This window comes from Stenotrophomonas sp. GD03777 (genome assembly GCF_029842485.1).
GTDB classification, from domain to species: domain Bacteria; phylum Pseudomonadota; class Gammaproteobacteria; order Xanthomonadales; family Xanthomonadaceae; genus Stenotrophomonas; species Stenotrophomonas sepilia.
Window position 1 is genome coordinate 18,249 of sequence record NZ_JAOCGL010000043.1, and the last position, 13,218, is coordinate 31,466.

Annotated in this window: 13 protein-coding genes; 7 read left to right on the forward strand and 6 right to left on the reverse strand. The window is 65.9% G+C overall.

The genetic code is table 11. The features are described 5' to 3' along the window. Positions 1-59 precede the first annotated feature (59 nt). From N5E02_RS11210 to N5E02_RS11225, 4 genes are all read left to right on the forward strand, one after another. Positions 60-956, forward strand: a complete 897-nt coding sequence (locus N5E02_RS11210; RefSeq protein ID WP_065178295.1) for an RNA polymerase sigma-70 factor — start codon at positions 60-62, stop codon at positions 954-956. A 36-nt stretch (positions 957-992) separates the two neighbouring features. Further along, positions 993-1,442 (forward strand): carboxymuconolactone decarboxylase family protein, encoded by a 450-nt coding sequence (locus N5E02_RS11215; protein WP_053497828.1) that lies wholly within the window; start codon positions 993-995, stop codon positions 1,440-1,442. A 141-nt stretch (positions 1,443-1,583) separates the two neighbouring features. Then, entirely contained in the window at positions 1,584-3,437 is a 1,854-nt protein-coding gene (locus N5E02_RS11220; protein WP_053497830.1) for an ABC transporter ATP-binding protein, read from the forward strand. Positions 3,438-3,517: 80 nt separating this feature from the next. Further along, entirely contained in the window at positions 3,518-4,297 is a 780-nt protein-coding gene (locus tag N5E02_RS11225) for a ferredoxin--NADP reductase (protein WP_005417572.1), read from the forward strand. 76 nt (positions 4,298-4,373) lie between these two features. Here N5E02_RS11225 and N5E02_RS11230 read toward each other — a convergent pair whose 3' ends face one another. Beyond that, a complete protein-coding gene (locus N5E02_RS11230) occupies positions 4,374-4,853 on the reverse strand; it encodes a glutathione peroxidase (RefSeq protein WP_053497833.1) in 480 nt (159 codons plus the stop codon). Positions 4,854-4,983: 130 nt separating this feature from the next. Between N5E02_RS11230 and N5E02_RS11235 the strand changes: the two genes are divergently transcribed. Then, positions 4,984-7,152, forward strand: coding sequence for a M3 family metallopeptidase (locus N5E02_RS11235; protein WP_279946266.1), 2,169 nt, complete (start codon positions 4,984-4,986; stop codon positions 7,150-7,152). Positions 7,153-7,279: 127 nt separating this feature from the next. Here N5E02_RS11235 and cfa read toward each other — a convergent pair whose 3' ends face one another. The 3 genes from cfa to N5E02_RS11250 are packed head-to-tail and all read right to left on the reverse strand — an operon-like array spanning position 7,280 to position 9,636. Then, complete coding sequence (gene cfa / locus N5E02_RS11240) at positions 7,280-8,395, reverse strand: cyclopropane fatty acyl phospholipid synthase (protein ID WP_279946267.1); 1,116 nt, start codon at positions 8,393-8,395, stop codon at positions 7,280-7,282. A gap of 19 nt (positions 8,396-8,414) precedes the next feature. Continuing rightward, positions 8,415-9,296 (reverse strand): DUF3298 and DUF4163 domain-containing protein, encoded by an 882-nt coding sequence (locus N5E02_RS11245; protein WP_005417582.1) that lies wholly within the window; start codon positions 9,294-9,296, stop codon positions 8,415-8,417. A gap of 37 nt (positions 9,297-9,333) precedes the next feature. Further along, positions 9,334-9,636: a GNAT family N-acetyltransferase gene (locus tag N5E02_RS11250; protein ID WP_005417588.1), complete on the reverse strand. Its 303-nt coding sequence runs from the start codon at positions 9,634-9,636 to the stop codon at positions 9,334-9,336. A 208-nt stretch (positions 9,637-9,844) separates the two neighbouring features. Between N5E02_RS11250 and N5E02_RS11255 the strand changes: the two genes are divergently transcribed. After that, a complete protein-coding gene (locus tag N5E02_RS11255) occupies positions 9,845-10,006 on the forward strand; it encodes a hypothetical protein (RefSeq protein WP_162911592.1) in 162 nt (53 codons plus the stop codon). Positions 10,007-10,054: 48 nt separating this feature from the next. Here the strand turns inward: N5E02_RS11255 and N5E02_RS11260 are convergent, their stop codons facing one another. Together N5E02_RS11260 and N5E02_RS11265 are read right to left on the reverse strand one after the other, a co-directional pair. Further along, positions 10,055-10,678: a rhomboid family intramembrane serine protease gene (locus N5E02_RS11260; RefSeq protein ID WP_005417591.1), complete on the reverse strand. Its 624-nt coding sequence runs from the start codon at positions 10,676-10,678 to the stop codon at positions 10,055-10,057. 7 nt (positions 10,679-10,685) lie between these two features. After that, entirely contained in the window at positions 10,686-12,251 is a 1,566-nt protein-coding gene (locus N5E02_RS11265) for an oligopeptide:H+ symporter (protein WP_061477998.1), read from the reverse strand. Positions 12,252-12,413: 162 nt separating this feature from the next. Here N5E02_RS11265 and N5E02_RS11270 point away from each other — a divergent pair. Next, positions 12,414-13,218 (forward strand): endonuclease/exonuclease/phosphatase family protein (locus N5E02_RS11270; protein WP_279946268.1); only part of this gene is annotated, 805 nt, incomplete at its 3' end.

The following is a 13,218-nucleotide window of genomic DNA, read 5'->3' on the forward strand; positions in this document are numbered from 1 at the left end:
CGGCAAGATTCCCCCCGACGCTCTGTCACGCCACGCGCCACTGCGGCGTCCTTGCACACATGAACGCCGAAACCGTTTTCCAGACCCACCGCCCGCGCCTGATGGCGCTGGCCTACCGCCTGCTCGGCAGCCGCGCCGACGCCGAAGACGTGGTGCAGGACGCCTGGCTGCGCTGGTCCGGCGCCGATCCTGCCAGTGTCCGCGATGCAGAGGCCTGGCTGGTCACCACCACCACCCGGCTCGGCCTGGACCGCCTGCGAGCGGCCAAGCGCGAGCGTGTCCACTATGTCGGCCCATGGCTGGCCGAACCGCTGGCGGTCACCCTGGAGCCTGACCCCGCGCCCGGCCCGGCCCAGCTGCATGCGCTGGCCGACGAGGTCTCGGTCGCCTTCCTGACCCTGCTCGAACAGCTCGGCCCCGAAGAACGCGCCGCCTTCCTGCTGAAGGAGGCCTTCGACCACGACTACCGTGAGATCGCCGACCTGATCGGCCACAGCGAAGCCAACTGCCGGCAGCTGGTGCACCGTGCCCGGCAGCGCCTGCAGGCCGGACGGCCGCGCTTCAACGCCGATGCCATCCAGCACCGGCAGTTGCTGGCGCGCTTCATGGATGCCTCGCAGCGCGGCGACAGCGAAGCGATCCAGGCCCTGCTGCACGCCAATGCGGTACTGGTCTCCGACGGCGGTGGCGTAGTCACTGCGGCGGTACGGCCCCTGCTGGGCGCCGAACGCATCGGCCGCCTGTTCTGGGCCATCGCCCGCCGCGGCGCGGCGCATCCGGCGCAGCTGGGCTACGTCAACGGCGAACCGGCGATCCTGCGTTTCCAGGGTGACCGCCTGCACTCGATCACCACCATCGAAGTGGTCGATGGTCGCATCGCCAACGTGTACAGCGTGCTGAATCCAGAAAAATTGCCGAAGGTTGTCACGCACCACGACGCTGCGGCGTCCTTGTGATGAAAGGCGGCCATCGTGGCCGCCGTGGAGCCCACGATGTCCGATCACACCTTCCCCCGCGTCCCCTACACCCGCCTGGCCGCCGAGGCCTTCAAGGGCCTGCTGGCCACCAGCCAGGCGGTGCATGACAGCTCGATCGACCCGACCCTGATGGAACTGGTGTTCCTGCGCGTGTCGCAGCTCAACGGCTGCGGCTACTGCATGGACATGCACGGCACCGCGCTGCGCAAGGGTGGCATCGAGCCGCGCAAGCTGGACACCCTGCCCGCCTGGCACGAAAGCCGCTTCTTCGATGCGCGCGAACGCGCAGCACTGGGCTGGGCCGAGGCGCTGACCCGCTTGACCGACGGAGCGCCGTCGCAAGCGGCGTTCGATGCACTGGAACCGCACTTCGATGCGAAGGGCATCAGCGACCTGAGCATGGGCATTGCGGTGATCAATGCCTGGAACCGGCTGGGTGCGGGGCTGCTGCCACCGCTGCCGTAACGGAGAGCGGGGTCGGATCCCTTCGCATGGCGAAGGGCTCTGACTCCGAGGCGCGGTGGCGGGATCAGAGCCCTTTGCGCTGCAAAGGGATCTGACCCCATATGACCCCATCTGCACGCCGTGCGCGCGCACAATGGCGGCATGCCTACTGCCGCCGCGAAGAAACCCAGCCTGCGCCAGCGCTTCAGGGCGATGCGCAATCTGCCCCCCTTCCTGCGCATGGTCTGGAAGACCAGTCCGGCGCTGACCCTGGCCAGCCTGGGGCTGCGCCTGATCCGTGCGCTGCTGCCGGTGGCGATGCTCTACGTCGGCAAGCTGATCATCGACAGCGCCCTGCACCTGAGCCAGCACGATGCCGGCTTCCCGCCGCTGGGCGAGGCGCTGTCCAGCGGCCTGCTCAATCCACTGCTGGGCTTGCTGGCACTGGAATTCGGCCTGGCCATCGCCTCAGACCTGCTCGGCCGGCTGGTCAGCTATGCCGACGTTCTGCTTTCCGAACTGTTCGCCAACGCCACCAGCATCCGCCTGATGGAACACGCCGCGACGCTGGACCTGGAGGATTTCGAAGACCCGGACCTGCAGGACAAGCTGGACCGTGCGCGCCGCCAGACCATGGGCAGGATGAACCTGATGAGCCAGCTGTTCGGCCAGGTGCAGGACGCGATCACCGTGGCCAGCCTCGCCGTCGGCCTGCTGGTCTACGCGCCGTGGCTGATCCTGCTGCTGGCGCTGGCACTGGTGCCGGCCTTCATCGGCGAATCGCACTTCAACGCGGCCGGCTACAGCCTCAACTTCCAGTGGACGCCCGAGCGCCGCCAGCTCGACTACCTGCGCCAGCTGGGCGCCAGCGTGGAAACGGCCAAGGAAGTGAAGATCTACAACCTGCACCGCTTCCTGGTGGAGCGCTACCGGCGCCTGTCGGTGGCATTGTTCCAGGCCAACCGCGCCCTGGCACGGCGCCGCGCGTTCTGGGGCACGCTGCTGGCTGCGCTGGGCACGCTGGGGTATTACACCGCCTACGCCTACATCGCATGGCGCACGGTGCGTGGGGACTTCTCGATCGGCGACCTGACCTTCCTCGCCGGCAGCTTCCTGCGCCTGCGCCAGCTGCTGGAAGGCCTGCTGATCGGCTTTTCGCAGGTGGCCAGCCAGGCGCTGTACCTGGATGACCTGTTCTCGTTCTTCCAGATCCAGCCGGAAATCCACTCGCGCGATGGGGCCGTGCGCGTGCCGCAACCGATCCGCCAGGGCTTCGTATTCGAGAACGTCGGCTTCCGCTACCCCGATGCCGAACAGTGGGCGGTGCGTCACCTGGATTTCCAGCTGCACGCCGGCGAAGTGCTGGCCCTGGTCGGCGAGAACGGCGCCGGCAAAACCACCCTGGTGAAGCTGCTGGCGCGGCTGTACGAACCGGACGAAGGCCGCATCCTGCTCGATGGCCGCGACCTGCGCGATTACGACCTGGATGACCTGCGCGCCAACCTCGGGGTGATCTTCCAGGACTTCGTGCGCTACAACCTCAGCGCCGGCGAAAACATTGGCGTCGGCCAGGTCGAGGCGATGGACGACCAGGCACGCATCGCTGACGCGGCGCGACGCGGCATGGCCGAGGAAGTCATCGACGACCTGCCCGGCGGCTACGACCAGCAGATCGGCCGCCGCTTCAAGCAGGGCGTGGACCTGTCCGGTGGCCAGTGGCAGAAGATCGCCATTGCCCGCGCATGGATGCGCAATGCGCAGGTGATGATCCTGGATGAGCCAACGGCAGCGCTGGATGCCCGCAGTGAGTTCGAGGTGTTCCAGCGGTTCAGGGAACTGGCGGATAATCGCACCGCAGTACTGATTTCCCACCGCTTTTCCTCGGTACGCATGGCCGACCGCATCCTGGTGCTGGCCGATGGCCGGATCGAGGCCAGCGGCACCCATGCGCAGCTGATGGCGCAGGGCGGCCGCTATGCCGAGCTGTTCGAGCTGCAGGCGGCGGGTTACCGCTGAGAACGCCTCTCGTTCCGCCCAATGAGAACTTGTCTCATTTGAGATAGAATTACCCCCGACGACTTTCGATAGATACGCCCATGTCCTCCGCTTTCGGCGCCGAAACGGTGCTTGAGGTCCGTCACTGGACCGATGCCTACTTCAGCTTCACCACCACCCGCGACAGCGGCTTCCGCTTCGAGAACGGCCAGTTCGTGATGATCGGCCTGGAAACCGAGGCGCGACCGCTGCTGCGCGCCTATTCCATTGCCAGTGCCAACTGGGAAGAACAGCTGGAGTTCTTCAGCATCAAGGTGCAGGACGGCCCGCTGACCTCGCGCCTGCAGCACATCAAGCCGGGCGACAAGGTACTGGTCGGCAAGAAGCCCACCGGCACCCTGCTGATCAGCGACCTGCATCCCGGCAGGAACCTGTACCTGCTGGGCACCGGCACCGGCCTGGCGCCGTGGCTGTCGGTCATCAAGGACCCGGAAACCTACGAGCGCTTCGAGAAGGTGATCCTGTGCCACGGCGTGCGCTACGAAAAGGACCTGGCCTACCGCGATTACTTCGAGAGGGAACTGCGTGAGCACGAGTTCCTCGGCGAGATGATCGGCGACAAGCTGCTGTACTACCCGGCCGTCACCCGCGAGCCGTTCGCCAACCAGGGCCGCCTGACCCAGCTGATGGAGAGCGGCGAGATGCAGCGCACCCTCGGCCTGCCGGAACTGAGCCCGGAAAACGACCGCGCGATGATCTGCGGCAGCCCGCAGATGCTGGCCGACCTTCGCACCGTGCTCGATGCCCGGGGTTTCCAGGTTTCGCCGCGCATCGGCCAACCGGGCCACTACGTGTTCGAGCGCGCGTTCGTCGAGAAATGATGCTGCAACGGCAGTGCCGGCCGCTGGCCCGCGCTTCCTGGCACCATGGGATTGCCGGCCAGCGGCCGGCACTACCTCACAGCAGCGCTTCGATCGCGCTGCGCAACTGCTCCGGCCTGGTGGTGGGCGCATGCCGCGACACCACCTGCCCCTGGCGATCGACCAGGAACTTGCTGAAATTCCACTTGATGCGGGCACTGCCGAGCAGGCCACGCTTTTCGTGCGTCATCCAGGCCCATAACGGATCAGCGCCCTCGCCGTTGACCTCGATCTTCTCCGACAGCGGAAAGCTGACCGGATAGTCCAGCGAACAGAACTGGCGGATCTGCGCCGCGTCCCCCGGCTCCTGCGCACCGAACTGGTTGCACGGGAAGCCGATCACCACCAGGCCGCGCTCGCGGTAGTCCTGCCACAACTGTTCCAGGCCGGTGTACTGCGGGGTGAAGCCACAGCGGCTGGCGACGTTCACCAGCAGCAACGGGTGGCCCTGATAACGGGCCAGCGCCTGCGGCTGGCCGTCGAGGTCACGGAAGCTGAAATCGTAGGCGCTGGTCATGATGGCGGGCCGTGGGCGGTGAATGCATGGTACCCGCGCCCGGAGCCGGCAACATGCCTTTTGACACAAGTGCGGGCGCCGCCGGCCGGGTTACCCTCGGGCCCTTGTTTGCCTTACCGGAGTCCCTGCCTTGACCACCCGCCTTGCCCTTGCCGTGGCCATGTCCCTCGGCCTTGCCCTGCCCGCCTTCTCGGCCAGCGCCGTCACCCCGTCTGCCAGCACCCATGCCCAGCAGGCCAATCCGTTCTTCGCCGAAAGCCCGCTGCCCCTGCATTATCCGCAGTTCGACAGGATCAAGGACAGCGACTTCGCCCCGGCCTTCGACGCCGGCATGGCGCAGCAGCTGAAGGAAGTGGAGGCCATCGCCAACAACAAGGCCAAGCCGACCTTCGACAACACCATCATCGCCCTGGAAAAAAGCGGTGACATCCTCGACCGCGCGACCACCGTGTTCTTCAGCCTGGTCGGCGCCGATACCAACGACACCCGCAAGAAGCTGCAGGCCGACTACTCGGCGAAGTTCGCCGCGCACAGCGATGCGATCGCGCTGAACGGCAAGCTGTTCGCCCGCATCCAGGCGCTGTATGACACCCGCAGCCAGCTGGGCCTGGACGCCGAAGGCGTGCGCCTGGTCGAGAAGTACTACGACAACTACGTGCGCGCAGGCGCCAAGCTGTCCGAGGCCGACAAGGCCAAGCTGAAGGAGATGAACGCCGAGCTGGCCAACCTCGGCACCAAGTTCAGCCAGAACGTGCAGTCGGAAGTGAACGCTTCGGCAATCACCGTCGACGACGTCAAGGCGCTGGACGGCCTGTCCAAGGAGCAGATCGCCGCCGCCGCCGAAGCCGCCAAGGCCCGCGGCCAGGACGGCAAGTACGTGATCACCCTGCTCAACACCACCGGCCAGCCGCCGCTGACCAACCTGGCCAACCGCGCCCTGCGCCAGAAGATCTACGAAGCGTCGGTCAGCCGTGGCAGCCGTGGCGGTGAGTTCGACAACACCGCGCTGGTCTCGCGCATCATGCAGCTACGTGCCGACAAGGCCAAGCTGATGGGCTTCCCGAACTTCGCCGCCTACAACCTGACCAACCAGACCGCCAAGACCCCCGAAGCGGTCAACGCGATGCTGGGCAAGCTGGCTCCGGCCGCCGTGGCCAACGCCAAGCGCGAAGCTGCCGACCTGCAGGCGATGATCGACCAGGAACAGAAGGCGGCCGGCAAGCCGACGTTCAAGCTGGAACCGTGGGACTGGGCCTTCTACAGCGAGAAGGTGCGCCAGGCCAAGTACAACTTCGACGAGTCGCAGCTGAAGCCGTACTTCGAAATGAAGAACGTGCTGGAGAACGGCGTGTTCCATGCCGCCAACCTGGAATTCGGCCTGACCTTCAAGCAGCGCACCGACCTGCCGGTCTATCACGATGACGTCACCGTCTACGACGTGTTCGATGCCGACGGCAGCCAGCTGGCGATCTTCATCTTCGACCCGTATGCACGCGCCTCCAAGCGCGGTGGTGCGTGGATGAACTCCTACGTCTCGCAGTCCAAGCTGACCGGCTTCAAGCCGGTGGTCGCCAACCACCTGAACATTCCGAAGCCGCCGGCCGGCCAGCCGACCCTGCTGACCTGGGACGAGGTGAACACCACCTTCCACGAGTTCGGCCACGCCCTGCACGGCATGTTCTCCAACGTGAAGTACCCGTACTTCTCGGGCACCTCGGTGCCGCGTGACTTCGTCGAGTTCCCCTCGCAGGTCAACGAGATGTGGGCTGACAACCCGGTCATCCTGAAGAACTACGCCAAGCACTACCAGAACGGTTCGGCGATGCCGCAGGCGCTGCTGGACAAGGTGCTGGCGGCGGCCAAGTTCAACCAGGGCTTCGCCACCACCGAGTACCTGGGTGCGGCCATGCTGGATCAGCGCTGGCACCAGATCGGCCCGGACCAGGTGCCGGCGGCCAAGGACGTGATGGCCTTCGAGCGCGCCGCGCTGGATAAGGACGGCATCTACTACGCGCCGGTTCCGCCGCGTTACAAGACCCCGTACTTCAGCCACATCATGGGCGGCTATTCGGCCGGCTACTACGCCTACATCTGGTCGGAAGTGCTCGATGCCAACACCCAGAAGTGGTTCAAGGACAATGGCGGCCTGAGCCGCAAGAACGGCGACCACTTCCGCGCCACGCTGCTGTCCAAGGGCGGCAGCGTCGACGCGATGCAGCTGTTCCGCGATTTCGCCGGCCACGAGCCGCAGATCGAACCGCTGCTGGAAAAGCGTGGCCTGACCGGCGCCGGCAACTGATCACCTGCGCGGTAGCGTGAAACGAAAACCGCCCGGGAGACCGGGCGGTTTTTTTGTTGTGGTTGGGGTCAGAGCCCTTTTCTGTGAAAAGGGATCTGACCCCGGGGTCTCCGACCCCGCGCTGGCTTCATCGTGGCGCCACGTACCCGCCCGGCACGCCATCCGGCGATAGCACCAGCTGCCACAGCTGCGCGTGGCGGCAGCGGAAGGTGGCCATCGACCCGGCCAGGTAGAAGCGCCACATGCGGCGGAAGTGCTCGTCGTAGCGCGCATCCAGCCGTGGCCACGCCGCCTCTACGTTGCGCCGCCAGGCCTGCAGGGTCAGGTCGTAGTCGGTGCCGAAGTTGTGCCAGTCTTCCAGCACGAAACGGCCTTCGAACGCCCGGGTGATCTGCGCCGCCGACGGCAGCATCGAGTTGGGAAAGATGTAGCGCGCGATCCACGGATCGGTGCGATGCCGGGAGATGTTGGTGCCGATGGTGTGCAACAGCAGCAGGCCGCGCTGCGACAGGCAGCGCTTGGCCACCTCGAAAAAGCCCGCGTAGTTCTTGTCACCGACGTGCTCGAACATGCCGATGGAGAAAATCGCATCGAACGGTTCATCCAGCTCGCGATAGTCCTGCAGTCGGATCTCGATCGGCAGGCCCGCGCACAGGTTCCGCGCGAACTCGGCCTGCTCCTGCGAAATCGTCACGCCGACGCCACTCACACCGTAGCGCTCAGCGGCGAACTTCAGCGCTTCGCCCCAACCGCAGCCGATGTCCAGCACGCGCTGGCCCGGGCGCAGGCCCAGCTTTCGGCAGACCAGGTCGAGCTTGGCTTCCTGTGCGGCGTCGAGATCATCGGCGTTGCGCCAATAGCCGCAGCTGTAGACCAGGCGCTGGCCCAGCATGGCCTGGTAGAGATCGTTGCCCAGGTCGTAATGACGGCGCCCGACCTCGTAGCTGCCCTGCCCCGCCTGCAGGTTGAACAGGCGCGCCTTCAGCGCATCGGCCACTTCGCGCCAGCCGTGCACCCGTTCATCCAGGTGCGCCTGCATCAGGTGGGCGAGGAATTCATCCAGGACGTTCGCATCCCACCACCCTTCCATGTAGCTCTCGCCCAGGCCGAGCGAGCCTTGGCCCATGACCCGCGCGAAGAAGCGCGGGTCATGCACCTGGATGTCCTGTGGCTGGGTACCGCCGATGCGGACCCCGGCTTCGTGGAGCAGGCCGGCGACCCGCTCCTGCAACCCTGTATCCACGTCACCTCCTCGACTGCGGTCAACCGCGTGCGAACAGCTCCACGTAGTCCTTGGCCACGTGCGGCAACAGCACCGCCGCCGGTACATCGGCGGTCTGGGTGCCGTCCGAGTATGGACCCACCTGGTACGGAGGGAAAACAAAGCGCAGCGCGGTGATCTGCCCCTTGTCGTCGGTCAGTGGCTGGAACTGGCTGAAATTGTCGGCCTGCGGGCCAGTCCCGTCGGCGATCATGCGCGATGCGTTGCGCAGGGATTCCTGCAGTTGGGCCGGGTCCATGTCCTCGCCGCTGAGCCGCGTGGCCACGCGTTCGCGCAGCTGGTCGGAGACGAAATCGCTGATTGCCTTCCAGCCCTTGGCATCGGTCACCAGCTTGTCGGCACTGAGCATCTGCTGCTGCTGCGGCAGCCATACGAAGCGCGCCACCAGCGGTTCGCCATGGGCGCCACCGGTGTAGCGGCTGCCATCGGCACTGACCACCACCAGCTGCGGGGTTTCCAGCAGCTTCTCGAAGCTCAGCGACAGCTCGTAGGGCATGGTCGGCTTGTCATTGCCCAGCCCGTCCAGAGCCTGCTGCAGGTCACTGCGTGCACTCGTCGCATAACTCTGCAGCGCGCGCGCCAGGCCGGGGTAGCGGTCGATACCGGCCGGGTAGCTGATGCCCACCACTTCGCGCTCGTTGTTTTCGATCACGTCGCGCAGGTCCAGCGGCGCTTCCGTGGCCGGCGTCTCGCCGGCGGCGGTGGCTTCGGCGGCGGGCGCCGCGTCGGTTACCGGCGCCGGCTCGCTTTCACGCTGGCAACCGGCCAGCAACAGCACGCCCACCACGCCGGCCAGCACGCTGCCGTGCAGTGGCCGGTTGTTTCCAATCTTCATCGGGATCCCCTGTTCATGTTTGTACATCATCGCCTGCCATGGCTGAAGCGTGGCCCGCTGGCATTCAGCCAACGAGCAGGTCGTGGTACTCCTCGTGCCGCTGCAGGAAGGCCTCGGCGTAGGAACATGCCGGCACCACCTTGTACTTCTGCTCGCGGGCGAAACGCAGTGCCACGCGGGTCAGCTCACCGGCGATGCCACGGCCGGCGATCGGCTCAGGCACCTCGGTGTGGGTGATGACCATGCGCTTGCGCTTGATCTGGTAGTCCAGCACCGCCAGCTGTCCTCGCACACGGGCGGTGAAGCGGTGGTTGGCCAGATCGTGTTCGACCTCGTAGGCCAGACCGGGGGGCGTGACCGAAGCCATGGAACTGTCTCCTGCGGCGACTGCGTGGATGGTGCGCAGCCGGGCGCCATGATCGCGTGAAGCCTGAACAGGGGCAAGTCCAGTCCATTCACGTCAGTTTTCGCCCTCAAGCTGGAGGGTCGCCGGCCGCTATCGCCTATGGCGGGGTACGGCCAGGCTGGCACGACCCTTGCGACCGTTGATCATGCGCACCACCGTGGAGGCTCCCATGCACGCCAGCGATTCCCATTCCGATACCGACCGCGCCCTGCTGGAGGGCCTGCTGCAACTGGCGGTGGAAGGGCAGACCGAGGATCAGGATTTCCAGCGCATCGGCGAGGAAGTATTCGCCCGCCTGCTGGATACCTACGGCCACACGACCCAGGCCTGAAACCGGATACGCCAGGGTCTGATCCGCAGGATCCGACCCTGGCACGCTTCAGCCGCCCAGGCGGAAGGTCGGGTTGGAGAGTTCGCGCAGGAAGTGGTTGAAGATGCTCGGCTGCATGGCCAGCATGAAGATCACGCCGAACGCCGCACCTGCCAGGTGCGCGCTGTGGTTGATGCGATCGCCGCCGCGCTTGTCCATCCAGATGCTGTAGCCGACGTAGAACGCGGCATAGATGATCGCCGGTGCCGGGATGAAGAACACCAGGATGATCGACCACGGCTTGATCAGGATGAAGGCGAACAGGACCGCCGACACCGCACCGGATGCCCCGAGGCTGAGGTAGTTCGGATTCTTCTGGTTCTTCAGGTAGCTGGGCAGGATCGAGACCAGCAGCGCGCCGATGTAGAACGCCGGGTAGGTCAGGTAGCTGCCGGTCAGCTGCACCATCACGCTCTCGATGAATCCCCCGAAGAAGAACAGGGTGATCATGTTGAAGATCAGGTGCGACCAGTCGGCGTGGATGAAGCCATAGGTCACCAGCCGGTCGTACTGGCGATGGCGGTCGACGGCCGGCGGCCACAGGATCAGGCGATCGGCCAGCTTGCGGTTGTTGAAGGCCATCCACGACAGGATGGCGGTGATGGCGATCAACAGCAGATTGACGGGGGTCATGTCAGGCTCAGGCGCTACGGTAGTTATCGACCATACGATAGCGTTTCGCGTACCAACCGAAGGCCAACGCCGCGACGAAGGCGAAACCGGCGAAGAAGAACATCAGGAACGCCGCTTCGCTCAGGCCCGTACTGGCAATCCTGTGGGTCACGGCATCGTTGCGCACGGCAGCGTTCGACAGCAGCACCCACAGGTTGCCGATGGTGGTGGTCAGGTTCCAGAAGCTCATCACCACGCCCTTCATCGCCTGCGGCGCCTGGCTGTAGGCGAACTCCAGGCCGGTGGCCGAGACCAGCACCTCACCGAAGGTCAGCAGCGCATACGGCAGCATCTGCCAGAAGATCGACATGGCGTTGCCGCCGTCCATCACCACCTGGATGCCGCCGACCACGATCCAGGCCAGGCCGCTGAAGGCGATGCCGGCGGTCATGCGGCGCAGCGCGGTCGGCTCGAAGCCGAAGCGGCGCAGGGCCGGGTACAGCACCAGGTTGTTGAACGGAATCAGGATCATCACCAGCAGCGGGTTCAGCGCCTGCATCTGCGAGGCGGTGAACCAGCTCGGCATCTGCATCTGCTGGCCCTGCAGGACCCAGGTCGAGGCCTTCTGGTCGAACAGCGAGAAGAACGGCGTGGTCAGCGCGAAGATCACCAGCACGCGCAGCACCGAGCGCACGCCTTCCACGGCTTCGGCCGGATGCTGGCCACGGGCGCGGTCCAGCTGCAACCAAGTGCCGCCACCGATGCCGGCGAGGATGGCCACCAGCGCCAGGCACAGGCAGATCACGATGCCCAGCGAGCCGACCAGGCCGAACGAGGCCGCCGCCAGCGCCAGGCCGAGCACGGCGATCACCAGGCCCGGACGGCCCTGGCCGGCCACGCGCGTGGTCAGCGCGGTACGCACCACGTTGGCGAACGAATGCGGATCCTTCGGCGGCAGCGGCACCAGCACGTAGCGCTTGCGGCCCAGCCAGAACACGAAGGTTGCAATGAACATCAGGATGCCCGGGATACCGAACGCCCACTGCGGCCCCCAGTTCTTCAGTGCCAGCGGGATCAGCAGCGAGGCGAACAGCGAGCCGAAGTTGATGATCCAGTAGAAGGCGTCGAAGACGATCTTGGCCAGGTGCTTGTTGCTCTGGTCGAACTGGTCGCCCATGAACGAGGCCACCAGCGGCTTGATGCCACCGGCACCCAGCGCGATCAGGCCCAGGCCGAGGAAGAAGCCCTCGCGGCTGTTCTCGAACAGCGCCAGGCACAGGTGGCCGGCGCAGTAGACCAGGCTGAACCAGAGGATCGTGTGGTACTTGCCGAAGAACCTGTCGGCCAGCCAGCCACCGAGCAGCGGGAAGAAATACACGCCGATCATGAAGCTGTGCATGATGTCCTTGGCTTCACCGGCACGGCCTTCCGCAGTGATTTCCTGCAGCAGCAGCGAGGTGATCAGGAACTGCACCAGGATGTTGCGCATCCCGTAGAAACTGAACCGTTCGCAGGCCTCATTGCCGATGATGTACGGAATCTGGCGCGGCATCTTTCCTTGGCCGGCGATGGGGGCGACTGCGTCGTGGCTCATCCTGTAAGGCATTCCTGCAAAGCGAAAGGCGCAAGGTTACCGGAACCGGGGCTTGCGAAGCACGCTGCAGGGCTGCATGACAACGGTGCCAATCCGTGGCAGGCAGTGCAGGCCCTGCCGGAAGTCACGGCACCTGCACGGCAAAAGCGTAAACTTATCGTTATGCGCCCCCTCGCCCCCGCCCGCCTCCTGCTCAGCTGCCTTGCGCTGTTGCTGGCATTGCAGGCGCAGGCACGACCACAGGCGCCGGCCGCCGTTGCCCGTGAGAGCGAACCTCGGCAGCTGACGGTAGCCGCGCTGGAGCTGCCCAGCCGCGATGACGCGCAATGGAAGCAGCGCCGCGAGCAGGTCGCACAACTGCTGACCGACCTGCAGCCGGACGTGATCTCGGTGCAGCAGGTGCTGCAGCAGCAAGGCCGCAACCCGGCCTGCTGGCTGGCCAGCCGGCTGCGCTACAGCTGCGACTTCGTCACCGCCGACCCACCCAGCCAGCCACTGCGGCATGGCAACGCCATGCTGACCCGGCTGCCGGTGAGCGAGGACGGCGTGACCCTGCTGCATCCTCCCGGCACCTTCAGTGCGGCCGGCATGATGCGGCTGAAGCTGGGCGAGGCGCTGGTCAACATCTATGTGGCGCGGCTCCGCCCGGACCCGGACGAGGCCACCGCCCGCCAACACCAGACCAGCGACCTGATGACCTGGATCGGCGCCACCGCCGAAGGCATGCCCAGCCTGATCGCGGGCGACTTTTCGGCCAGCACGGTTGAGCTGGTGCGTAGCACGCCCGGCTTCCAGCCGGCACGGCGCAATCCCGGCGGCCGCGCCGAGCCGCCTGCAGCCAGTGGTGGCGGCGCCAGTGGCCACGGCTTGGACGTGCTGTTCCAGGTCAAGCACTTCGGCGGCATCCGCCAGCAGCCGATCCTGCTGCCCGCCGACGGCGACCTGCCCGGACTGCGCCTCGGCGTGT